The sequence below is a fragment of the Pseudomonas sp. Z3-8 genome, from assembly GCF_051131975.1.
Lineage (GTDB): Bacteria > Pseudomonadota > Gammaproteobacteria > Pseudomonadales > Pseudomonadaceae > Aquipseudomonas.
Window position 1 is genome coordinate 5,376,192 of the sequence record NZ_CP071643.1, and the last position, 19,670, is coordinate 5,395,861.

The 19,670-nt window shown below is 60.8% G+C and carries 20 protein-coding genes; 10 read left to right on the forward strand and 10 right to left on the reverse strand.

Features of this window, described 5'->3' with window-relative positions; translation table 11 throughout:
• Positions 1-17 precede the first annotated feature (17 nt).
• The 5 genes from ureE (at position 18) to J3P94_RS24575 (ending at position 3,728) form a co-directional block, all read left to right on the forward strand.
• Positions 18-518 carry an urease accessory protein UreE gene (gene ureE / locus J3P94_RS24555; protein WP_434569976.1) on the forward strand — a complete coding sequence of 167 codons (501 nt, stop codon included), beginning with the start codon at positions 18-20 and terminating at the stop codon, positions 516-518.
• Complete coding sequence (locus J3P94_RS24560; RefSeq protein ID WP_434569977.1) at positions 515-1,189, forward strand: urease accessory protein UreF; 675 nt, start codon at positions 515-517, stop codon at positions 1,187-1,189. The genes ureE and J3P94_RS24560 overlap by 4 nt, the downstream gene beginning before the upstream one ends.
• 9 nt (positions 1,190-1,198) lie before the next feature.
• Positions 1,199-1,813, forward strand: coding sequence for an urease accessory protein UreG (gene ureG / locus J3P94_RS24565; protein WP_434569978.1), 615 nt, complete (start codon positions 1,199-1,201; stop codon positions 1,811-1,813).
• Between the two features lie 30 nt (positions 1,814-1,843).
• Positions 1,844-2,416, forward strand: a complete 573-nt coding sequence (locus J3P94_RS24570; RefSeq protein ID WP_434569979.1) for a HupE/UreJ family protein — start codon at positions 1,844-1,846, stop codon at positions 2,414-2,416.
• Positions 2,417-2,594: 178 nt separating this feature from the next.
• Complete coding sequence (locus J3P94_RS24575; protein WP_434569980.1) at positions 2,595-3,728, forward strand: AGE family epimerase/isomerase; 1,134 nt, start codon at positions 2,595-2,597, stop codon at positions 3,726-3,728.
• Between the two features lie 124 nt (positions 3,729-3,852).
• Here the strand turns inward: J3P94_RS24575 and J3P94_RS24580 are convergent, their stop codons facing one another.
• From J3P94_RS24580 to amaB, 8 genes are all read right to left on the reverse strand, one after another.
• The gene (locus J3P94_RS24580) at positions 3,853-4,617 is read right to left on the reverse strand and encodes an SDR family oxidoreductase (protein ID WP_434569981.1); all 765 of its coding nucleotides are present in this window, start codon (positions 4,615-4,617) and stop codon (positions 3,853-3,855) included.
• A gap of 847 nt (positions 4,618-5,464) precedes the next feature.
• Positions 5,465-6,181, reverse strand: coding sequence for an ABC transporter ATP-binding protein (locus tag J3P94_RS24585; protein WP_305497148.1), 717 nt, complete (start codon positions 6,179-6,181; stop codon positions 5,465-5,467).
• The gene (locus J3P94_RS24590; protein ID WP_434569982.1) at positions 6,178-7,050 is read right to left on the reverse strand and encodes an ABC transporter ATP-binding protein; all 873 of its coding nucleotides are present in this window, start codon (positions 7,048-7,050) and stop codon (positions 6,178-6,180) included. Before J3P94_RS24590 ends, J3P94_RS24585 begins: the two co-directional genes overlap by 4 nt.
• Positions 7,047-8,327 (reverse strand): high-affinity branched-chain amino acid ABC transporter permease LivM, encoded by a 1,281-nt coding sequence (gene livM / locus J3P94_RS24595; protein ID WP_434569983.1) that lies wholly within the window; start codon positions 8,325-8,327, stop codon positions 7,047-7,049. The genes J3P94_RS24590 and livM overlap by 4 nt, the downstream gene beginning before the upstream one ends.
• A 2-nt stretch (positions 8,328-8,329) precedes the next feature.
• Positions 8,330-9,244: an ABC transporter permease subunit gene (locus tag J3P94_RS24600; protein ID WP_039592565.1), complete on the reverse strand. Its 915-nt coding sequence runs from the start codon at positions 9,242-9,244 to the stop codon at positions 8,330-8,332.
• A gap of 162 nt (positions 9,245-9,406) precedes the next feature.
• Positions 9,407-10,543: a branched-chain amino acid ABC transporter substrate-binding protein gene (locus tag J3P94_RS24605; RefSeq protein ID WP_434569984.1), complete on the reverse strand. Its 1,137-nt coding sequence runs from the start codon at positions 10,541-10,543 to the stop codon at positions 9,407-9,409.
• Between the two features lie 370 nt (positions 10,544-10,913).
• On the reverse strand, positions 10,914-12,197 hold the full coding sequence (gene amaA / locus J3P94_RS24610; protein WP_434569985.1) for an L-pipecolate oxidase: 1,284 nt from the start codon (positions 12,195-12,197) through the stop codon (positions 10,914-10,916).
• Positions 12,198-12,365: 168 nt separating this feature from the next.
• Entirely contained in the window at positions 12,366-13,856 is a 1,491-nt protein-coding gene (amaB, locus tag J3P94_RS24615) for an L-piperidine-6-carboxylate dehydrogenase (protein ID WP_434569986.1), read from the reverse strand.
• A 179-nt stretch (positions 13,857-14,035) separates the two neighbouring features.
• Between amaB and J3P94_RS24620 the strand changes: the two genes are divergently transcribed.
• The 3 genes from J3P94_RS24620 to nadE all read left to right on the forward strand — a co-directional run bounded on the left by J3P94_RS24620 (position 14,036) and on the right by nadE (position 17,239).
• Positions 14,036-14,944 (forward strand): LysR family transcriptional regulator, encoded by a 909-nt coding sequence (locus J3P94_RS24620; protein WP_434569987.1) that lies wholly within the window; start codon positions 14,036-14,038, stop codon positions 14,942-14,944.
• A gap of 236 nt (positions 14,945-15,180) precedes the next feature.
• Entirely contained in the window at positions 15,181-16,407 is a 1,227-nt protein-coding gene (pncB, locus tag J3P94_RS24625; protein ID WP_305497159.1) for a nicotinate phosphoribosyltransferase, read from the forward strand.
• A gap of 4 nt (positions 16,408-16,411) precedes the next feature.
• Entirely contained in the window at positions 16,412-17,239 is an 828-nt protein-coding gene (gene nadE, locus J3P94_RS24630; RefSeq protein WP_434569988.1) for an ammonia-dependent NAD(+) synthetase, read from the forward strand.
• Between the two features lie 251 nt (positions 17,240-17,490).
• On the opposite strand, the gene azu is transcribed toward nadE, so the two are convergent.
• A complete protein-coding gene (azu, locus tag J3P94_RS24635; RefSeq protein ID WP_434574295.1) occupies positions 17,491-17,937 on the reverse strand; it encodes an azurin in 447 nt (148 codons plus the stop codon).
• 340 nt (positions 17,938-18,277) lie between these two features.
• Here azu and J3P94_RS24640 point away from each other — a divergent pair, with 340 nt between their 5' ends.
• Together J3P94_RS24640 and J3P94_RS24645 are read left to right on the forward strand one after the other, a co-directional pair.
• A complete protein-coding gene (locus J3P94_RS24640; RefSeq protein ID WP_434569989.1) occupies positions 18,278-18,865 on the forward strand; it encodes a TIGR00730 family Rossman fold protein in 588 nt (195 codons plus the stop codon).
• 68 nt (positions 18,866-18,933) lie between these two features.
• The gene (locus J3P94_RS24645) at positions 18,934-19,119 is read left to right on the forward strand and encodes a hypothetical protein (RefSeq protein ID WP_434569990.1); all 186 of its coding nucleotides are present in this window, start codon (positions 18,934-18,936) and stop codon (positions 19,117-19,119) included.
• A 73-nt stretch (positions 19,120-19,192) separates the two neighbouring features.
• On the opposite strand, the gene J3P94_RS24650 is transcribed toward J3P94_RS24645, so the two are convergent.
• A complete protein-coding gene (locus tag J3P94_RS24650; protein WP_305497168.1) occupies positions 19,193-19,570 on the reverse strand; it encodes an NUDIX hydrolase in 378 nt (125 codons plus the stop codon).
• Positions 19,571-19,670 lie beyond the last annotated feature (100 nt).

The window sequence follows — 19,670 nt, forward strand, 5'->3', positions numbered from 1 at the left end:
TTGCTGGAAGCACTCCGATGCTGGTTATCCACCGCAGAATCGACACTCAACCGCGCTGGGACGCCGAGCTGCACCTGACCTTTGACGCCCGCAGCAAAAGCCGTCTGCGCTGTTTCAGTGCCGAGGGTGAAGACGTGGGATTGTTCTTGGAGCGAGGCCAGCCGCCGCTGTACGACGGTGAATGCCTTCAGGCCGAAGATGGGCGCATCGTGCGTGTCTGCGCCCGCCCTGAACAATTGCTCCACGTTACCTGCGCCAATGCGTTCGAACTGACCCGTGCTGCCTACCACTTGGGCAATCGCCACGTTGCCCTGCAGGTGGGCGATGGCTGGCTGCGCCTGCTGGACGATTACGTGCTCAAGGCGATGCTTGAGCAACTGGGCGCCAGCGCCGAATCCATTGAAGCGCCGTTCCAGCCGGAACACGGCGCTTATGGCGGCGGCCATCATCATTCCCGGCACGGCGACGAAGATTTCAATTACGCACCGCGCCTGCACCAGTTCGGCGTGCGTTCATGAACCCGGCCTGGGCACTGCTGCGCCTGGCCAGTCCGCAACTGCCGATTGGCGGCTACAGCTACTCCCAGGGCCTGGAAATGGCTGTGGACAACGGCCTGGTCAAGACGCCGGACGACGCGCGCCGCTGGATCAGCGATCAGATGCTACTGAACCTGGCGCGTTTCGAAGCGCCCTTGCTGCTGGCTCATTGCAGGGCGGCCGCTGCCGACGATTGGCACGCGCTGCTGGAACTTTGTGAACAACACCGTGCCAGTCGGGAAACCCGCGAGCTGTACCAGGAGAGCCGGCAGATGGGCTACTCGTTGCAACAATTGCTGGCGGGCCTGCCGGAGCTCGACAGCGCCGCGCGCAGCTTCCTTGAACAGCGTAGCGAACCGCACCTGGCGTTGGGCTGGGCCCTGGCGGCCCGTGCCTGGGATATCAAGCCAGAGGATGCCCTCGCCGCCTGGTTGTGGAGCTGGCTGGAAAACCAACTGGCGGTGCTGATGAAAACCCTACCCTTGGGCCAGCAAGCCGCGCAGAGGTTGACCAGCGAGCTGCTGCCATTGCTGCAACAGGCCCAGCAGATCGCCTCGACCATCGACCCCGACCATTACGGCAGCGCCGCGTTTGGCCTGTCCCTGGCGTGCATGGCCCATGAGCGCCAGTACAGCCGCCTGTTCCGTTCCTAGGAGAGATACATGAATACACAACCTTTGCGCGTCGGTATTGGCGGCCCGGTAGGCTCCGGCAAGACTGCACTGACCCTGGCTCTCTGCCTGGCCTTGCGCGAGCGCTACAACCTGGCCGTGGTCACCAACGATATCTACACCCGTGAAGACGCTGATTTCCTGGTGCGCAACGAAGCCCTGGCGCCGGAGCGGATCATCGGCGTGGAAACCGGTGGGTGCCCGCACACGGCGATTCGCGAAGACGCCTCGATCAACCTTGAAGCGGTGGACCAGTTGAACCGGCGGTTCCCGGGCCTCGACCTGATCCTGGTCGAGTCCGGTGGCGACAACCTGTCCGCGACCTTCAGCCCCGAGCTATCGGACCTGACCATTTACGTGATCGACGTGTCGGCTGGCGACAAGCTGCCGCGCAAGGGCGGGCCGGGCATCTGCAAATCCGACCTGCTGGTGATCAACAAGATCGACCTGGCGCCATTGGTGGGTGCCTCCCTGGAAATGATGAACAGCGATACCCAGCGGATGCGCAACGGCAAGCCCTTCGTGTTCAGCAACCAGAAGACTGGCCAGGGCCTGGACGACATCATCGCCTTCATCGAGCGTCAGGGCCTGCTGAGCGCGGCGTGACTTTCCCCATTCGAACAAGGAAGCTTATCCATGACATTCAAACGTATCCTCGGAACCCTCGCCTTGCTGCTGACCCCAGCTCTGGCCTTCGCCCATCCCGGTCACGGCGATAACGGCCTGATCGCCGGCCTGGGCCACCCCATCGGCGGGCTCGACCATCTGCTCGCGATGTTGGCGGTCGGCTTGTGGGCGGCCCAACAACAAGGCGCCGCGCGCTGGGCATTGCCATGCACTTTCGTCGGGACGATGCTGCTCGGTGGTTTGCTGGGCTTCGAAGGCCTGGACCTGCCTGCGCTGGAAAGCGGCATCGCCGCCTCGGTGCTCGCTCTTGGCCTGGCGGTGGCCCTGGCGGTGCGTCCGCCGCTAAGCCTGGCAGTCGGTGCGACGGCGATATTTGCGCTGTTCCATGCCGTGGCCCATGGCTTGGAGCTGCCGGACATGTCGAGTCCGTGGGCCTATGCGGTGGGGTTCGTCGCCGCAACGGCGGCGCTGCATGGCGCGGGCTTCGCGCTGGTTCGTGTGTTGCCACGCGCGGCGGCGCCGGTGATCAGGTTGGCCGGGGCTGCTTCGGCGGCGGCTGGGGTCTGGTTGTTGGCCAGCTGACCTTTTCTGTTTTATTCAAAACCTCTTCGCGAGCAGGCTCGCTCCCACATGGATTGGCGTCCACCGTCCATGTGGGAGCGAGCCTGCTCGCGAAAGCGGCCTGACAGGCACCGCATCCCAGAACCTGCCACTCTGCTACCATGTCGCGCAAACGCCCCCGCCGTGACGACGTCCGCCAATGCCTGAAGCCTCCCGCTCCGCCCTTCTACCCGAATTGACCACGCTGTTCGCCACGGTGCATCAGCAGTTTCACGATGTGATCGTGCCAATGTGGCAAGGTCCGGGCTGGAATGCCGAGCTGGCGTTGCCCTACGAGTCCCTGGATACCCAGCACAAGCCGCTGCCGCCCCAGCGTTATCGCGCCATGGCCTGTGCGCGGCAGTTGTATGTATTCGCCAGCCTGATCGGCGAAGTGCCGCAGGCCGAGGAACGGGCCGCCGCGCTGTTTCGCTCGCTGCAACGGCACTTCCACGATGCCGAACATGGCGGCTGGTTCTACAGCATCGACCAGCAGGGGATACCGCTGGATACCGGCAAGGATCTGTACACCCACGCCTTCATCCTGTTCGCCTGCGCCCACTACTGGGGCAAGGTTCGCGAACCGCTGGTGGAGTCGGTGCTCAACGCGGCCCTGGAAATCATCGCGCGACGCTTCGCCACTGGCGACGGTCTCTACGAAGCCAGCCTCGGCCGCGACTGGTCGACAGCCGAGACCGGCCCGCTGCAGAACCCGCTGATGCATCTGGCGGAAGCTTTTCTCGCGACCCTTGCGGTTCGCGACGATGCCGCTGTTCGCCAAGCGTTGCTGAGCCTGTGCGAGGGAATGTTCAAGTGCTTCGTTGATCCGCAACGACAAGTCATGATGGAGAAACCGCTCAAGGCTGTGGATAACTGGTTCGAGCCGGGGCATCAGTTCGAGTGGTATTTCCTGCTGGCCTCATCGCCCTTGTTGCGTGGCGGCAAACTGCACCTGGCCCTGGAACGCAGCTTCGGCGATACCGAACAACAAGGCGTCGATCCGGATACCGCTGGCGTTTGCGCCATGCTGGGCCTGGAACCGCAGACGGCTCCGCGCGATGCAACCCCACGCATCTGGGCCCAGGCGGAATACCTGCGGGCACTCACGTTGCGCCCTGGCAGCGAAGGGACGTTGCTGCGCCAGCTACGGGCGTTGCAGCAACATTTCCTGCACCCCCTGGGCTGGAACGAATGCCTTGATGCCAACGGCAATGTCAGCCGCCGGGACATGCCGTCCACTACGCCTTATCACCTGCTGACCTGCTATCGCGGGCTGGCCGAATATCTGGCCTGATCCCCCCTGTGGCGAGGGAGCTTGCTCCCGCTCGGCTGCGAAGCAGTCGTGAGCTTTTTTGGGCCGCTACGCGGCCCAGCGGGAGCAAGCTCCCTCGCCACAAAAGCTCATCTCCAGAACCCCGTCAGGCCTTGTTGCGCTCGATGGCGAAGCCGGCCCAGGTCTGGCTCACCGGCATCAGCTCCAGGCTGTTGATGTTGATGTGCGCCGGGGTGTTGAGCACCCAGAAAATGGTGTCGGCGATGTCCTGCGGCTGGATCGGCTCGGCGCCAGCGTAAGTCGCGTTGTAGCGCTCCTGGTCACCACCGAAGCGCACCAGGGAAAATTCGCTCTCGCACAGCCCCGGCTCGATATTGCTCACCCGCACGCCGGTGCCCTGCAGGTCACAGCGCAGGTTCAGCGAGAACTGTTTGACGAAAGCCTTGCTCGCGCCATACACGTGACTGCCCGGATATGGGTAGTTGCCGGCGATGGAGCCCAGGTTGACGATCCCGGCGCCACGGCCATGGGCAATCAGCCGCGGCAACAGCAGGCGAGTGCTGTAGATCAGGCCCTTGACATTGGTGTCGACCATGGTGTCCCAGTCATCGAGGTCGCACTTGGGCGCGGGGTCGACGCCCAGGGCTAGGCCGGCGTTATTGATCAGCCCACGCAATTTGGCGAACGAAGGCGGCAGGCTGGCGATGGCCTCTTCCATTGCCTTGCGATCACGCACGTCCAGAACCAGACCATGGACCTCGGTCTGCTTCGATAACTCGGCACAGAGGGCGCTGAGGCGCTCTTCACGACGACCGGTCAGCACCAGTTTCCAACCGGCCTCGGCAAAACGACGGGCACAGGCTTCACCAAAACCGGACGTAGCGCCGGTGATAAACAGGGTGTCGGACATCGTGTTCTCCTTGCTTGGGCTTCAAACCATTAATGGAAATCGGCCCACAGCATGCCCGCCCTGACACGCCGTGGGCAAGGCTTGAGGACGCGTTTTTGCCTGCACGGCTGGTCATAAAACAACCAATCGAGCCCAGGCCTTGCCAAACAAGGGCTGCAGCGGGTTGCGCGCATCTTATCCACAGGCACGTCCACAATAATCGGGGGCAAGTACGAACACCGGAAGCCGCTGTGTATAAGGCTTTGCGGGACATTTGGAAATTTTTTTCGCTTGACCCGCCAACTGAGCTTGTGCAGCAGAAGTTATCTGCTATAAGCCGAGTCTAGATAGACGATGGCGCCAAGCCAGCAACGACGCTGCTCAGCGCGGTCTTTCCAGAGTTTAGTCACAGACTTATCCACAGGCTTGCTCACCGTTTTCCGAACGCCTATGACGCTCAAAAAACTGTTGACAACTGCCACTTCCGAATGACCAAAACTGCCTGATCAAAAAACGCTCACCTCGCTGAAAGCCTCGTAATCAAAGGGCTCCAGCCAAGTACACCCACGTTACCCACAGCCAGTTCAACAGCAAACGGGGACAAGTCAAAACCGTGACAAAACAACTGTTTGCGGCGACTTTATGTCGCGGTTTCGCAGGGCTTCGAGATTGTTGTCCACAATTCTGAAAACTGTATATATCCCCCTGTGGGAGCGAGCCTGCTCGCGAAGGCGGCGAGTCAAATACATGAGCGACAACTGATCCGGCGCATTCGCGAGCAGGCTCGCTCCCACAGGAGACGATGGTGGTTTGGAGAGATAAAAAAACCGGCGATCACTCGCCGGTTTTTTTCATTGCAGCTGCCGCCTCAATGCCCGCCAAGATACGCGTTGCGCACCTCTTCGTTGGCGAGCAGTTCCTTGCCGCTGCCGGTCAGGCGGATTTCTCCGTTGACCATCACGTAGGCCCGGTCCGACAGCTTGAGCGCGTGGTTGGCGTTCTGCTCCACCAGGAAGATAGTCATGCCGGTGGACGCCAGCTCCCGCAGGGTGGCGAAGATCTGCTTCACCACGATCGGCGCCAGCCCCAGGCTCGGCTCGTCGAGCAGCAACAATTTCGGCCGGCTCATCAAGGCCCGGGCGATGGCGAGCATTTGCTGCTCGCCGCCGGACATGGTCATGGCTCGCTGGTTGCGGCGCTCCTTGAGCCGCGGGAACAGCTCGAACATGCGCTGCATGTCTTCGCTGGCGTATTTGTCACCGATAGGAATGGTGCCCATCAGCAGGTTTTCCTCAACGGTCATGTCGGGGAACACCCGGCGCCCTTCCGGCGATTGAGCGATGCCGTTAGAGGCGATGTAGTGCGACGACTTGTGGGTGATGTCCACGCCCTGGTAGATGATCTGCCCACCCGCAGCGCGGGGCTGGCCGAAGATCGACATCAGCAGCGTGGACTTGCCGGCACCGTTGGAGCCGATCAGGCTCACGGTTTCGCCTTCGCCGATGTGCATCGAGACTTTCTTCAGGGCCTGGATCGGCCCGTAGAACACGTCCAGCTCCTTGAGTTCGAGGATAGGCCCACTCATACCAATTCCTCTTCATCGGCGCCCAGATAAGCCGCGATCACCTTCGGATCGTTGCGAATCGCCTCGGGACCGCCCTCGGCAATCACGTTGCCATGGTCCAGCACTACGATGTGATCGGAAATACTCATCACCATGCCCATGTCGTGTTCGATCAGCACCACGGTCAGATCGTGCTCGTCGCGCAGCAGCCGGATCATCGCGCTCAGCGCTTCGGTTTCCTGGGGATTGAGGCCGGCGGCCGGTTCGTCGAGGCAGATGATCTGCGGACGCGTGCACATCGCCCGAGCGATTTCCAGGCGGCGCTGCTGGCCGTAGGAAAGCTCACCAGCCAGGCGGTTGGCACAGTCCACCAGGTCCACAACTTCCAGCCAGTAGAAAGCGTGGTCCAGGGCATCGCTTTCAGCCTGGCGATACCCCTTGGTATTTAGGATGCCCGCCACCAGGCTGCGATTGACCCACATGTGCTGGGCCACCAGCAGGTTTTCCAGCACCGACATTTCCTTGAACAGGCGAATGTTCTGGAACGTTCGCGCCAGGCCGGCGCGGTTTACCAGGTGGGTGCCGCCGAACATCTTGTAGTACAGCCGGCTGGCGAAAGACTTTGGCGAGACAAAGTCCGTCGGGCGGAACGCTTCGCCCAACAACTTGATCACGTTGGTCTGCTCGCCACGCACGTTGAGTTCGATCTTGCCGCCCGAAGCCTTGTAGAAACCGGTCAGGCAGTTGAACACCGTGGTCTTGCCCGCGCCGTTGGGGCCGATCAGGGCGAAGATCGAGTTGCGCTTGACTTGCAGGCTGACGTCGCTGAGGGCCTTGATGCCACCGAACTGCATCATCAGGTTTTCGACTTTGAGTACGACTTCGCTCATGGCGCTACCCCCTTGCGCGGCGTCACACCGGTACGGCTGATGCGGATCAGGCCGCGTGGGCGCCAGATCATCATCAATACCATCAACACGCCGAACAGCAGCACGCGGTACTCGGAGAAACTGCGCAACAGCTCCGGCGCCACGGTGAGCACGAATGCCGCGATCACCACGCCAACCGTCGAGCCCATGCCACCCAGCACCACGATTGCCAGGATCAACGCCGACTCGAAGAAGGTGAACGAGGACGGATTGACGAAACCCTGGTAACTGGCGAAGAACACACCTGCCAGGCCAGCGGTGGAAGCACCGATAGTGAACGCGGAAAGCTTGACCAGCACATGGTTCAAGCCCATGGAGCGACAGGCGATCTCGTCCTCGCGCAGGGCCTCCCAAGCGCGGCCGACCGGCATGCGGGTCAGGCGATGCTTGACGTAGAGCACCAGCAGTACGGTGATGAACAACACGATGTAGATGAACAGGAATTTGATGTTGGGGTTGTAGTCGATGCCGAAGAACTCATGGAACGGCACCCCGCCGTCCTTCGCTCGCCTGCCGAACTCCAGGCCCAGGAAGGTTGGCGCAGGAACCGGCATGCCATTCGGCCCGCCAGTGAACGACAACCAGTTGTTCAGCACCAGCCGGATGATCTCGCCGAAACCCAGGGTCACGATGGCCAGGTAGTCACCGTGCATTCGTAACACGGGGAATCCTAAAATACACCCCGCCATCGCCGCTGCGATGGCCGCCAGCGGCAGCACGGTCCAGAAACCCAGCCCCAAGTATTGGTAACCCAGCGCCAGGCCGTAGGCGCCGATGGCGTAGAACGCCACGTAACCCAGATCGAGCAACCCGGCCAGGCCGACCACAATGTTCAGGCCCAGGCCCAGCAGCACGTAGATCAGCCCGAGGATCACTACGGTAAGCACGTACTTGTTAGCGAAGAACGGGAACACGATGGCAATCACGATCAGGGCCGGGATGATCCAGCGCAGCCGCGATTTGTAGTCGGGTGGCAGCACATGCACGCCGGAACCGGTGCTCTCGAACCCCTGGAGGATCTTCAGCCCCTTCGGGGTTTGCAGGAACAGGCTCAGGGCAAAGCGCCCGACCATCACGATCGCCACCAGCCAGCCGACGCGGGCCGGTTGCAGGTTGAAGCTGTAGCCGTCGAGCACTACGCCGACGATCGGCCCGAATACGATCAGCGAGATCAGGCCGGCCAGGATCGCGTCGATGACGCTCTTTTTGATATCAAGCGGTTTATTGGCAGCAGACATACTTATACCTTCGCCACGAGTGGGCGACCCAACAGGCCTTGGGGACGGAAAATCAGAATCAGCACCAGCAGCGAGAAACTGAACACGTCTTTGTAGTCGGAGTTGATCAGACCGGCGAACAGCGACTCGGAGATCCCGAGGATGATCCCGCCGAGCATTGCCCCAGGCAGGGAGCCGATGCCGCCGAGTACCGCCGCGGTGAACGCCTTGATGCCGATGATGAAGCCGGCATAGAAGTCGAAGGTGCCGTAGTTCATGGTAATCAGCACACCGGCCAGGGCCGCCATAGCCGCACCGATGATGAACACGTAGGAAATCACCCGGTCGGTGTTGATGCCAAGGATGGAGGCCATCTTGCGGTCTTGCTGGGTGGCACGGCACATGCGGCCGAGCTTGGTGTATTTGATGATGTAGGTCAGCAGCGCCATGCCGGCGAATGCGGCAATCAGGATGAATATCTTGGTGTAGGTGAGCTGCACGAAGCCGGTACCGATATCGACGCGCATGGCGCCTTCGAGCAGTGTCGGCACACCCTGTTGGCGGGCGCCCTGGCTGATCTGCGCGTAGTTCTGCAGGATCAGCGAGATGCCGATGGCGCTGATCAGCGGTGCCAGTCGGGTGGAGTTGCGCAGGGGTTTGTAGGCGACGCGTTCGATGACCCAGCCGTATACCCCGGTGACCACGATCGTGAACACCAGAGTGCCAAGGATCATCAGCGGAAAGGATTCGATACCGAAGTAAGCCAGCAGAGCCAGACTGATTGCCGCGAGGTAAGCGGAAATCATGTAAACCTCGCCGTGGGCGAAGTTGATCATGCCGATGATGCCATAGACCATTGTGTAGCCGATGGCGATCAGACCATAGACCGACCCGAGGGTCAGGCCATTGATCAGTTGCTGCAGGAAAATACCATCCATAACGCAATCTCACGCAGTGAGAACCTGCACACCCAGGGCGTGCGGCTCTTCTAAGGAAAATACAGATTTACGTCGGAGCAATGTCAGGCGCGACCAGCGCGCACCTTCTGGAAACCGGAGTTTGGCCGGCTTCCAGAAGGGTCTGGACGGTCGCTTCAGCCCTTACTTCTGTTTTTCCAACTGGTGGTATTTGCCGTCCTTGTCCCACTGGTAGACCACATAGTCGGAGACTTTCAGGTCTCCCTTGGAGTCCCAGGCTTTTTCGCCCATGACGGTTTTCACCGGGTTGGCTTTCAGCCACTTGGCGGCGTCTTCGCCCTTGTTGGACTTGGCACCATTGAAACCGGCGGCCAGTGCCTGCACCGAGGCATAGGCGTACAGGGTGTAGCCCTCAGGCTCGACGCCCTGGGCACGGAAAGCGTCCACCACGGCCTTGCTGTCCGGCAGCAGGCGCGGGTCGGCGCCGAAGGTCATGTACACGCCGTCGACGTATTGCGCGCCACCAGCGGTAGTGACCAGTTCATCGGTGACGATGCCATCGTCGGACATGAACTTGACGTCCTTGAGGCCTTGCTCACGCAGCTGGCGAACCAGCGGGCCGGCTTCCGGGTGCAGGCCGCCGAAGTAGACCACGTCGGCACCGGCCGAACGGATCTTGGTCACCACGGCGCTGAAGTCTTTTTCGCCACGGGTCAGGCCTTCGTACAACACAGGGGTCACGCCACGCTTGGCCAGTTGTGCCTTGGTAGCATCCGCCAGGCCTTGGCCGTAGGTGTCCTTGTCGTGCAGGACGACGACTTTCTTGCCCTTGAGCACGTCGACGATGTAGTCGCCAGCCACGATGCCTTGCTGGTCGTCACGACCGCACATGCGGAACATCGCGCTCAGGCCACGTTCGGTAACGGCCGGGTTGGTCGAGCCTGGGGTGATGGCAATGATGCCTGCTTCGTCATAGACCTCGGAGGCCGGGATGGTGTTGGACGAGCAGAAGTGCCCGACCACGCCGATCACTTTGTCCTGGTCAACCAGTCGGTTGGCCACGGCCACGGCCTGCTTCGGTTCGCAGGCATCGTCACCGGCGACCAGAACGATTTTCTCGCCATTGACGCCACCTGCCTTGTTGATGACATCGGCCGCGGCCTGCGCACCTTTCATGTACTGCTCGCCAAACGCGGCGTTGGCGCCGGTCATCGGCCCCGCCACACCAAATTTCACATCAGCCTGGGCAAACGCAGAAACACCCAGCGCAGCTGCCACTGCGAGGGCCAGAAAGCCTTTCTTGTAAAACGTCTGGGACATGAGGTGGTGCTCCAAGGTTTTTTTTAGTTGGCACTGCGACTTCACTTCACTGAAAAGCTAAGAGCAAGGGCCGTGCCATCGGTTTTTTATTCTTAAAAAAGTCGCTGCTTTATTGTTATTTCGACTGTTTCGGGCCCTTTTTCACAGGGCGTGCAACCGTCTAAACCGGACGAGGTGCAACCGTTTTTACAAGTAGGTGGAACCCTCCATGAGCCATCATTGCAACCGCCATACGAAACGGCGTGCAACCACTGTGTAACAACCTGCGTCACCTAACTGCACACTGCCGGTGCGCGGCTGCTACAGCCCGCACCATAACAGGCTAGCCGCTGTGTTGAAAAACGCCGCTGCTCGTAACACTTTTCAACAATCAGATGACGATCCGCAGGCACTGGCCCGCGTGATACAGGGAAAAGCCCGCCTCATACAGGCAACTGCGCAGGCCCACGCCGGCCAAGGGTTCCATGGGCGCGAAAGGGATCGGCAATGCCTTGGCATCGCCGTGGCACAGATAATCGGCGAATGCCTTGCCGACCACGGTGCCGGTGGTCACGCCTCGACCGTTGTAGCCGGTGACTGCCACCAGGCCTGGCGCCGGCTCGAACAGGCGCATCAGATGATCGGGCGTGAACGCAATGCAACCGGTCCAGGTGCACTCCCACTCCACGGGTTTGAGGTAAGGGAAATAATGCTGCTGCACCCGGTCCGCCCAGGCCTTGAGAAACCAGGTTGGCTTACGGTTGCCATTGCCCAGGCTGCCGAGCAGCAAGCGCCCGTCCTTGTCCCGGCGAATGCTGCTCAATACCTGGCGAGTATCCCAGGAACCTTGCCCGCCCGGCAGAATGCGGTGGGCGGCCGCGTCGGTCAGTGGGACCGAAGCGACCTGATAGTAATATCCGGGAAAGAAATTGCGCCGCAGTTCGGTCCAGTCGCCTTCGGTATAGGCGTTGGACGCGATCACGACTTGCTCGGCCAGCACCGAGCCCTGGGCAGTCTGCACTGACCAGCGCTGGCCTTGGCGTTCCAGGCGCGTGACCTTCGAATGATCGAACAACTGGCCGCCAAGGTCCTTGGCGGCCTTGGCCAGCCCGCTGGTGTAGGCCATCGGGTTGAGCGTGCCGGCGCGGCGATCGAGCAATGCCGCGGCGATCCTGTCGGTGCCGGTAGCCTCGGCACAGGCTTGGCCGGTCAGCAGTTCCACTGGCGCGCCACGGCGTTTCCATTGTTCTTCGCGGCTGCGCAGGTCCGCCTCGCCCCGGGCGTTGTGGGCCATATGCAGGGTGCCTTCGCGGCGCAGCTGGCAATCGATGTTGTATTTGTCGACGAGGCTGAATACCAAGGCCGGCGCGGCCCCGAGCATGCGGTTGAGCTGGCTGCCCACCGCCTCGCCAAAACCGGCCTCGATATCATCCGGCGGGATCCACAGGCCGGCGTTCACCAGCCCGACGTTACGCCCCGAGCCGCCATGTCCGGCCCGATGGGCCTCCAGCACTGCCACGCGTTTGCCCTGCTCGAGCAAGTGCACCGCCGCTGACAGACCGGTGAAACCGGCGCCGATCACACAGACATCTACCGTGACCTCGCCTGTGAGCATGGTGTTTTCGGGCCGTTGTGGCGTCAGCTTTTCCCACAGACATTCTTCGCGTAACGGCATTGCCAGACTCCAACAGAAACCTAACAAACACAGAATTCAATGTGGGAGCGAGCCTGCTCGCGAAGCGGTTCATCTACCAACCTTCATATTGGCTGATCCGGCGCTTTCGCGAGCAGGCTCGCTCCCACAGGGGGACTATTTCCACAGAGAGCTTTCGCTGACCGGTTCTCAGTCGAAAGTAATCCCCTGGGCCAAAGGCAGTTCCAGCGAATAATTCACAGTATTGGTCTGACGACGCATATAGCCGCGCCATGCATCGGAGCCGGACTCGCGACCGCCGCCGGTTTCCTTTTCGCCACCAAAGGCACCGCCGATCTCCGCGCCGCTCGGGCCGATGTTGACGTTGGCGATGCCGCAATCGCTGCCCACCGCCGACATGAACTGCTCGGCCTCACGCACGTCGGTGGTGAAGATGCACGACGACAAGCCTTGGGGCACGGAATTGTTCAAATCCAGCGCTTCAGCAAAATCCTTGTAACCGACCACGTAGAGGATCGGCGCGAACGTTTCGTGGCGCACCACGTCGCTTTGCTCCGGCATTTCGACGATGGCCGGCGAAACGTAGTAAGCGTTCGGGAACTGGTCTTCGAGCTGGCGCTTGCCGCCAAACACCCGACCGCCTTCGCTCAGCGCCTGTTCCAGCGCATCCTGCATGTTGTCGAAGCTCTGCTTGTCGATCAGCGGCCCTACCAGGTTGCCTTCCAGCGGATGACCGATGCGCACTTTCGAGTAGGCGGCCTTGAGGCGGGTGACGATCTCCTCCTTCACCGAGTCATGGGCGATCAAACGGCGCAGGGTGGTGCAGCGCTGGCCGGCGGTTCCGACGGCGCTGAACAGGATCGCCCGCACGGCCATGTCCAGGTCGGCGCTCGGGGCCAGGATCATGGCGTTGTTGCCACCCAGTTCGAGGATGCTGCGGGCAAAACGCGCCGCGACTTTCGGTGCGACTTCGCGCCCCATCCGGGTGCTGCCGGTGGCGCTGATCAACGCCACGCGCGGGTCATCCACCAAGGCTTCGCCGGCATCGCGGCCACCGATGATCACTTGGCTCAGGTACGGCGGCGCATCACTGAAATTCTCCAGTACGCGCTCGAACAATGCCTGGCAGGCCAGGGCAGTCAGCGGGGTTTTCTCCGACGGTTTCCAGATCACCGAATTGCCGCACACCAAGGCCAGCGTGGTGTTCCAGGCCCACACCGCCACCGGGAAGTTGAAGGCGCTGATCACCCCGACCACCCCCAGCGGGTGCCAGGTTTCCCGCATGTGATGGCCCGGTCGCTCGGAGGCGATGGTCAGGCCATACAACTGGCGGGACAGACCGACGGCGAAATCACAGATGTCGATCATCTCCTGCACTTCACCCAGGCCTTCCTGGGTGATCTTGCCGGCTTCCCACGACACCAGTTCGCCGAGGTCGGCCTTGTATTCACGCAGCAGGTCGCCAAACTGACGCACCAGTTCGCCGCGACGGGGCGCCGGCACCTTGCGCCACAAATCGAAGGCATGTTCGGCACGGCTGACCTGTTGCTCGACTTCAGCGGCGCCTTCCCAGTTCACCGCGCCGATGCGACTGCCGTCGACGGGCGAATGCACGGGCTGTTTGCCGTTCTGGTACAGGGCCGGGTTGACGCCCAGACGATCAAGCAATGCAGCAACCATGGGTAATTCCTCATGCGAAAGACAAAGATGTGGCAGCCGGGCAATCACGGCTGATCAGACCTGTAGTTGTAGCTGGCCCGAGACTTGCCAACAAACGACCTTTAAGCGAGATATCATTCCGTTTATTCATGCTGACCTGATTACAGGACAAGCAGAGCGACCAGAACCAAGGCCCCGTCATGCTCAATAAACGTTATTTGCCGTCGATCACGGCGCTGCAGTGCTTCGAAGCGGTGACCCGTCACCTGAGCTTCACCCGCGCCGCCGAAGAATTGAACCTGACCCAGAGCGCCGTCAGCAAACAGGTCGCGCAACTGGAAGAGTTGCTGCAGCACCTGCTGTTTCGTCGCGTGCGCCGACGCTTGCAACTGACACCCGCTGGCGATTTGTACTTGGGAGAGGTACGAAAAATCCTCACCCAAGTCGAGATGTCGACCCATTACTTGCGCTCCTACGGAGGCGATACCGAAGTACTACGAGTCTCCACGCCGCCGACGTTTGGCGCCCGCTGGCTGGTCCCACGCCTCAAGGGCTGGCGCCTGCGCCATCCCAGCATTCATCTGGACCTGTGCAGCGAGCAGGAGGCCGACGACCTGCAGCAGGGACGCAGTGACCTGGCGTTCTATTTTGGCCAGGGATCGCGGCCGGGCACCGAATCCCTGAAGCTGTTCGGCGAAGAACTGGTGCCGGTCTGCGCCCCGGGCAGCTTGCCGGACGAGCCTTTTACCGACCCGACGCAACTGGCCGATCTGGTCCTGCTGCAAAACGCCTCGCGCCCCCAGGCCTGGCACGACTGGTTCGATGACCAGGGCTACCACACCGAACACAGCTACCACGGGCCGCGCTTCGAAACTTTTTACATGTGCATCCGCGCCGCGCAGGTCGGCTGCGGCGTTGCACTGCTGCCCAGATTCCTTGTGGAAGAAGAACTGGCCGACGGCAAACTGGTCATTCCCTGGCAACATGCAATGCCCAACACTAATGCCTATTACCTGGCGTACCCGGAACATTCGGCGGAGGTGCCCAAGGTGCGGATGTTCGTGGAATGGATGCTGGAGCAGATCGATAGCCCTGATGCGCCGCCATAGCGACAGTTGCCCCCCATGGCGAGGGAGCTTGCTCCCGCTGGGCTGCGCAGCGGCCCTAAAAATCTGTCAGATGAAAAATTCTGCGTCTGCTTCGCAGCCGAGCGGGAGCAAGCTCCCTCACCACAAAAGATCTGCGGACGCTAAAAAATACTGGCAATAACCATCACGGTTATGCGCCACTAGACCTTTCAACACGAACTGCCGCACGCCGCAGCACCCGTCTGGAGATTCCCATTATGAGCGAGAGCGTGTTTGCCGATCGCATCGTGCAGAACCTGCTCGACACCGACTTCTACAAGCTGACGATGATGCAGGCGGTGCTGCACAACTACCCCAACGTCGAGGTGGAATGGGAGTTTCGTTGCCGCAACAGCGAAGACCTGCGCCCTTACCTCGCGGAAATTCGTTTTCAGATCGAACGCCTCGCCGAGTTGAGCCTGAGCGCCGACCAGCTGGGTTTCCTCGAGCGCATCAGCTTCCTCAAGCCGGACTTCCTGCGCTTCCTGGGCTTGTTTCGCTTCAACCTGCGCTATGTGCACACCGGCATCGATAACGGCGAGCTGTTTATCCGTCTGCGCGGGCCCTGGCTGCACGTCATCCTGTTCGAAGTACCGCTGCTGGCCATCGTCAGCGAGGTGCGCAACCGTTATCGCTACCGTGAAGTCGTCCTGGAACAGGCGCGAGAGCAGCTTTATCGCAAGTTCGACTGGCTGACGGCCAACGCCAGTGCCGACGAATTGTCCGAACTGCAAGTGGCCGACTTCGGTACTCGCCGCCGGTTTTCCTACCGTGTCCAGGAAGAAGTGGTGAACGTGCTCAAGCACGACTTCCCCGGCCGCTTCGTCGGCACCAGCAATGTGCACCTGTCCCGAGAGCTGGACATGAAGCCCTTGGGCACCATGGCTCACGAATGGATCATGGCCCACCAGCAGCTGGGCCCGCGACTGATCGACAGCCAGATCGCCGCGCTCGACTGCTGGGTTCGTGAGTACCGAGGCCTGCTGGGCATCGCGCTGACCGACTGCATCACCATGGATGCGTTCCTCAAGGACTTCGATCTGTTCTTCGCCAAGCTGTTCGACGGTTTGCGCCATGATTCGGGGGATCCGGTCATCTGGGCTGAAAAGGCCATTGCCCACTACCACAAACTGGGCATCGACCCGATGAGCAAGACCCTGGTGTTCTCCGACAGCCTGACATTGCCCAAATGCCTGGATATTTTCCGCGCCTTGCGTGGTCGCATTAATGTGAGCTTCGGTATCGGGACCAACCTGACCTGCGACATTCCAGGCGTGGAGCCGATGAGCATCGTGCTTAAAATGATCAGCTGTGACGGGCAACCCGTGGCCAAGATTTCCGACGAGCCCGGCAAGACCCACTGCAAGGACCCGAATTTCGTCGCCTATATGCGACATGTTTTCCAAGTACCTGCCGCCCTTTCTGGCACATCAAGCAAGGAGTGAATTCATGCAAGCCGTACAGCGTGAGATTGCTGAACAGCTCAAGGTCCAGCCACCGTTCGCCGATGACGCCGCCCTCAAGGCCGAAATCGCGCGCCGGGTGAGCTTCATTCAGGACTGCCTCGTCAACTCGGGTCTCAAGAGCCTGGTGCTGGGTATCAGCGGTGGGGTCGACTCGTTGACCGCCGGCCTGCTGGCCCAACGTGCCGTGCGCGAGCTGCGGGAAAAAACCGGCAATTCGGCGTACCGCTTCATCGCCGTGCGCCTGCCGTACGAAACCCAGTTCGATGAGCACGAAGCCCAGGCCTGCGTCGACTTCATCGAGCCGGACGAGCGCCATACCGTCAACATCGGTCCGGCGGTCAAGGCATTGGCGAAGGAAGTCCTGGCATTCGAAGGCAAGGCGCCGGGTTCGCGGGATTTCGTGTTGGGCAATACCAAGGCGCGGATGCGCATGGTGGCGCAATACACCATCGCCGGCGCGGAGCAAGGCCTGGTGATCGGCACCGATCACGCGGCCGAAGCGGTCATGGGCTTCTTCACCAAGTTCGGTGACGGCGCCTGTGACCTGGCCCCGCTGAGCGGCCTGGTGAAAAGCCAGGTCCGGGCCATCGCCCGGGATTTCGGCGCGCCGGAGTCGCTGGTGGAAAAAGTCCCCACCGCTGACCTGGAAGACCTGTCGCCAGGCAAGCCGGATGAAGCCGCCCATGGCGTGACCTACGGCGAGATCGACGCCTTCCTGCATGGCCAACCGATTCGCGAAGAGGCGGCCAGGATCATTTGCGAAACCTACCGCAAGACCGAGCACAAGCGAGTGATGCCGTACGCGCCGTAACTTCAGCGGTGTATGACCTGACGCCATCGCGAGCAAGCTCGCTCCCACAGGGGGCTTTGGCGAATGCAGAATCTGTGTCGGACGACGCCCAAATGTGGGAGCGAGCTTGCTCGCGATGGCGCCGCATCAGTTACGCCGACGCTGACTGATACACCGCTTTCGCGAGCAGGCTCGCTCCCACAAGGGGCTCGATTGTTTGCCGGACATGAAAAAAGCGCCCTGCATGGGGCGCTTTTTTTGTCTGAAATTGATTATTTCAGGGTAACCGTGCCTTTCATCATCGAGATGTGGCCCGGGAACGAGCAGAAGAAACCGTACTTCTCGGAAGCACTCAATTTCGAAACATCAAAGGTCACCGAGTCGGTTTCCTTGGCGCCGATGATTTTGGTGTGGGCGATGATGCGAGCATCACCTTCCTTCAGGTAATCCTTGTCAATGCCAGCGGCCAGACCGTCCGTTGCGATCGGCTGCATGTCAGCCTCTTTGCTCAGCACCCAGTTATGACCCATGACGTTTTTTGGCAGGTTGCCGGAATGAGTCAGCTCAACGGTGAAGGTCTTGCAGCTCTTGTCGATTTCGATGGCCTTGGTATTGAAGGACATCTGGTCGGTGGAATCAATGGTGGTCTTGCACTCCGCTGCCATCAGTTGGCTGCTGGCCAGTGTCAACAGGGATACTGCTACAAGTTTGGCGAACATCATGAATCTCCAAGGCATGGTTAACAAAAATCCGTCAAAGGGGAAGACTGCCTGATTTTCCAGCAAGTTCCTATGACCTGTGTCAAAGATTGTATACAACTTAAGACTATCAGCCTGATGGACAGAATCAACCAGCCACAAGTATGACTCGCCCGTTACGATCGGCTCCATCACCTCTGGAGCAACCGTCATGAACCTCAACAGCCTGTTATGCAGCCTGCTCGCCGCCTACGCTTGCGGCGCCAGCGGCACCTACGAAAAACCCCGGCGCGAGGTTTAATTCTTTGCGCAACAAGGGGCAGGCTTTACTCTGGACCGGTTAGCGATCACGGAGTAAAGCATGTCCATATCGTCTGTTTGTGTATTTTGCGGCGCCAGCACCGGCAGCCATCCGGCCTATCGCGAAGCGGCTCAGGCCCTGGGGCAGGCACTGGCGGAGCGAAAACTGACCCTGGTCTACGGCGGCGGCGCGGTCGGCCTGATGGGAATCGTCGCTGATGCAGCCCTCGCGGCTGGCGGCGAAGTGATTGGCATCATCCCGCAAAGCCTGAAAGACAAGGAGATCGGCCACAGCGGCCTGACACGCCTGGAAGTGGTGGACGGCATGCATGCGCGCAAGGCCCGCATGGCTGAACTCAGCGACGCCTTCATCGCCCTTCCCGGCGGCCTCGGCACCCTGGAAGAACTTTTCGAAGTGTGGACCTGGGGCCAGCTCGGCTACCACGCTAAACCGCTGGGGCTGCTGGAAGTGAACGGTTTCTACAGCAAACTCACCGGTTTTCTCGATCACATCGTCGGTGAAGGCTTCGTCCGCGCGCCGCATCGTGACATGCTGCAAGTGAGCGACTCGGCCCATGACCTGCTCGATGCGCTGGATGAATGGCAACCCTCGGTGCCGCCGAAATGGGCCGAGCAAAAACCCAGCTAACGGCTCGACCCCGATACAGGGCAGAATACGCGCCGCTCAACCTCACCTTCGACCCCAGAGGATCGCCCATGGCCAAACCCAATTATTCCTTCGCCAAACGTCAGAGAGACCTGGCCAAGGAGCAGAAGAAAGAGGAAAAGCTCCAGCGCAAGAAAGCCACCGCCGATGAAGCAGCACTGAACCCCGATGCTGAAGGTGAAGTAGCGGCAGACGATGATGCAGATGCACCGAAAGACCAGGCCCCCGACGCCTGACTCCTCCAGGGCCCGATGATCCGATCCGGCCCCACGGTTTTGTGTCCAGGGCCGGCAGCCTCGCTGCCGGCCCTCACAACCCCAGCGCGTTGATAATCGACAAGCGATAACCCGCAGGTAGGTTCGCTGGCAACTGGCTTGGCTCGAACAGCCCGATCTCCTTGTGCTCATGACTGATCGTCGGCACGAAACCGCCCAGCAACTGGCAGCGGTAAGTGGAGATGAACACGTGCTTGCCGGGAATCACCTCGAACAGATACGAATCCAGCGGTTCGCCCACGCTGACCTCGACCGCCAGCTCCTCGGCGATTTCCCGTGCCAGGCACTGCGGCGGCGTTTCGCCCAGCTCGATCCGCCCACCGGGCAACTCCCATTCGTCCCGTTCGTTGAGCATCAGCACAACCAGGCCGTCGGGAGATTGCAGTACGCCTTTGATGGAAACCGGGAACATGCATTTTCCTCTTAATTCAATACAAACCCTGTGGGAGCGAGCTTGCTCGATAGCGGCGTATCAGTCACATCGAGGCTGACTGAACCAGCGCTATCGCGAG

Bases quoted from the DNA above. Each gene is read 5' to 3' on its own strand.
- J3P94_RS24590 (WP_434569982.1), bottom strand. From the start codon at position 7,050: ATGAGCGAAGTCGTACTCAAAGTCGAAAACCTGATGATGCAGTTCGGT.
- amaB (WP_434569986.1), bottom strand. From the start codon at position 13,856: ATGGTTGCTGCATTGCTTGATCGTCTGGGCGTCAACCCGGCCCTGTAC.
- J3P94_RS24575 (WP_434569980.1), top strand. From the start codon at position 2,595: ATGCCTGAAGCCTCCCGCTCCGCCCTTCTACCCGAATTGACCACGCTG.
- livM (WP_434569983.1), bottom strand. From the start codon at position 8,327: ATGTCTGCTGCCAATAAACCGCTTGATATCAAAAAGAGCGTCATCGAC.
- J3P94_RS24605 (WP_434569984.1), bottom strand. From the start codon at position 10,543: ATGTCCCAGACGTTTTACAAGAAAGGCTTTCTGGCCCTCGCAGTGGCA.
- J3P94_RS24645 (WP_434569990.1), top strand. From the start codon at position 18,934: ATGGCCAAACCCAATTATTCCTTCGCCAAACGTCAGAGAGACCTGGCC.
- ureG (WP_434569978.1), top strand. From the start codon at position 1,199: ATGAATACACAACCTTTGCGCGTCGGTATTGGCGGCCCGGTAGGCTCC.
- J3P94_RS24620 (WP_434569987.1), top strand. From the start codon at position 14,036: ATGCTCAATAAACGTTATTTGCCGTCGATCACGGCGCTGCAGTGCTTC.
- ureE (WP_434569976.1), top strand. From the start codon at position 18: ATGCTGGTTATCCACCGCAGAATCGACACTCAACCGCGCTGGGACGCC.
- azu (WP_434574295.1), bottom strand. From the start codon at position 17,937: ATGTTCGCCAAACTTGTAGCAGTATCCCTGTTGACACTGGCCAGCAGC.
- J3P94_RS24580 (WP_434569981.1), bottom strand. From the start codon at position 4,617: ATGTCCGACACCCTGTTTATCACCGGCGCTACGTCCGGTTTTGGTGAA.
- pncB (WP_305497159.1), top strand. From the start codon at position 15,181: ATGAGCGAGAGCGTGTTTGCCGATCGCATCGTGCAGAACCTGCTCGAC.
- J3P94_RS24650 (WP_305497168.1), bottom strand. From the start codon at position 19,570: ATGTTCCCGGTTTCCATCAAAGGCGTACTGCAATCTCCCGACGGCCTG.
- J3P94_RS24585 (WP_305497148.1), bottom strand. From the start codon at position 6,181: ATGAGTGGGCCTATCCTCGAACTCAAGGAGCTGGACGTGTTCTACGGG.
- J3P94_RS24570 (WP_434569979.1), top strand. From the start codon at position 1,844: ATGACATTCAAACGTATCCTCGGAACCCTCGCCTTGCTGCTGACCCCA.
- J3P94_RS24560 (WP_434569977.1), top strand. From the start codon at position 515: ATGAACCCGGCCTGGGCACTGCTGCGCCTGGCCAGTCCGCAACTGCCG.
- J3P94_RS24640 (WP_434569989.1), top strand. From the start codon at position 18,278: ATGTCCATATCGTCTGTTTGTGTATTTTGCGGCGCCAGCACCGGCAGC.
- nadE (WP_434569988.1), top strand. From the start codon at position 16,412: ATGCAAGCCGTACAGCGTGAGATTGCTGAACAGCTCAAGGTCCAGCCA.
- J3P94_RS24600 (WP_039592565.1), bottom strand. From the start codon at position 9,244: ATGGATGGTATTTTCCTGCAGCAACTGATCAATGGCCTGACCCTCGGG.
- amaA (WP_434569985.1), bottom strand. From the start codon at position 12,197: ATGCCGTTACGCGAAGAATGTCTGTGGGAAAAGCTGACGCCACAACGG.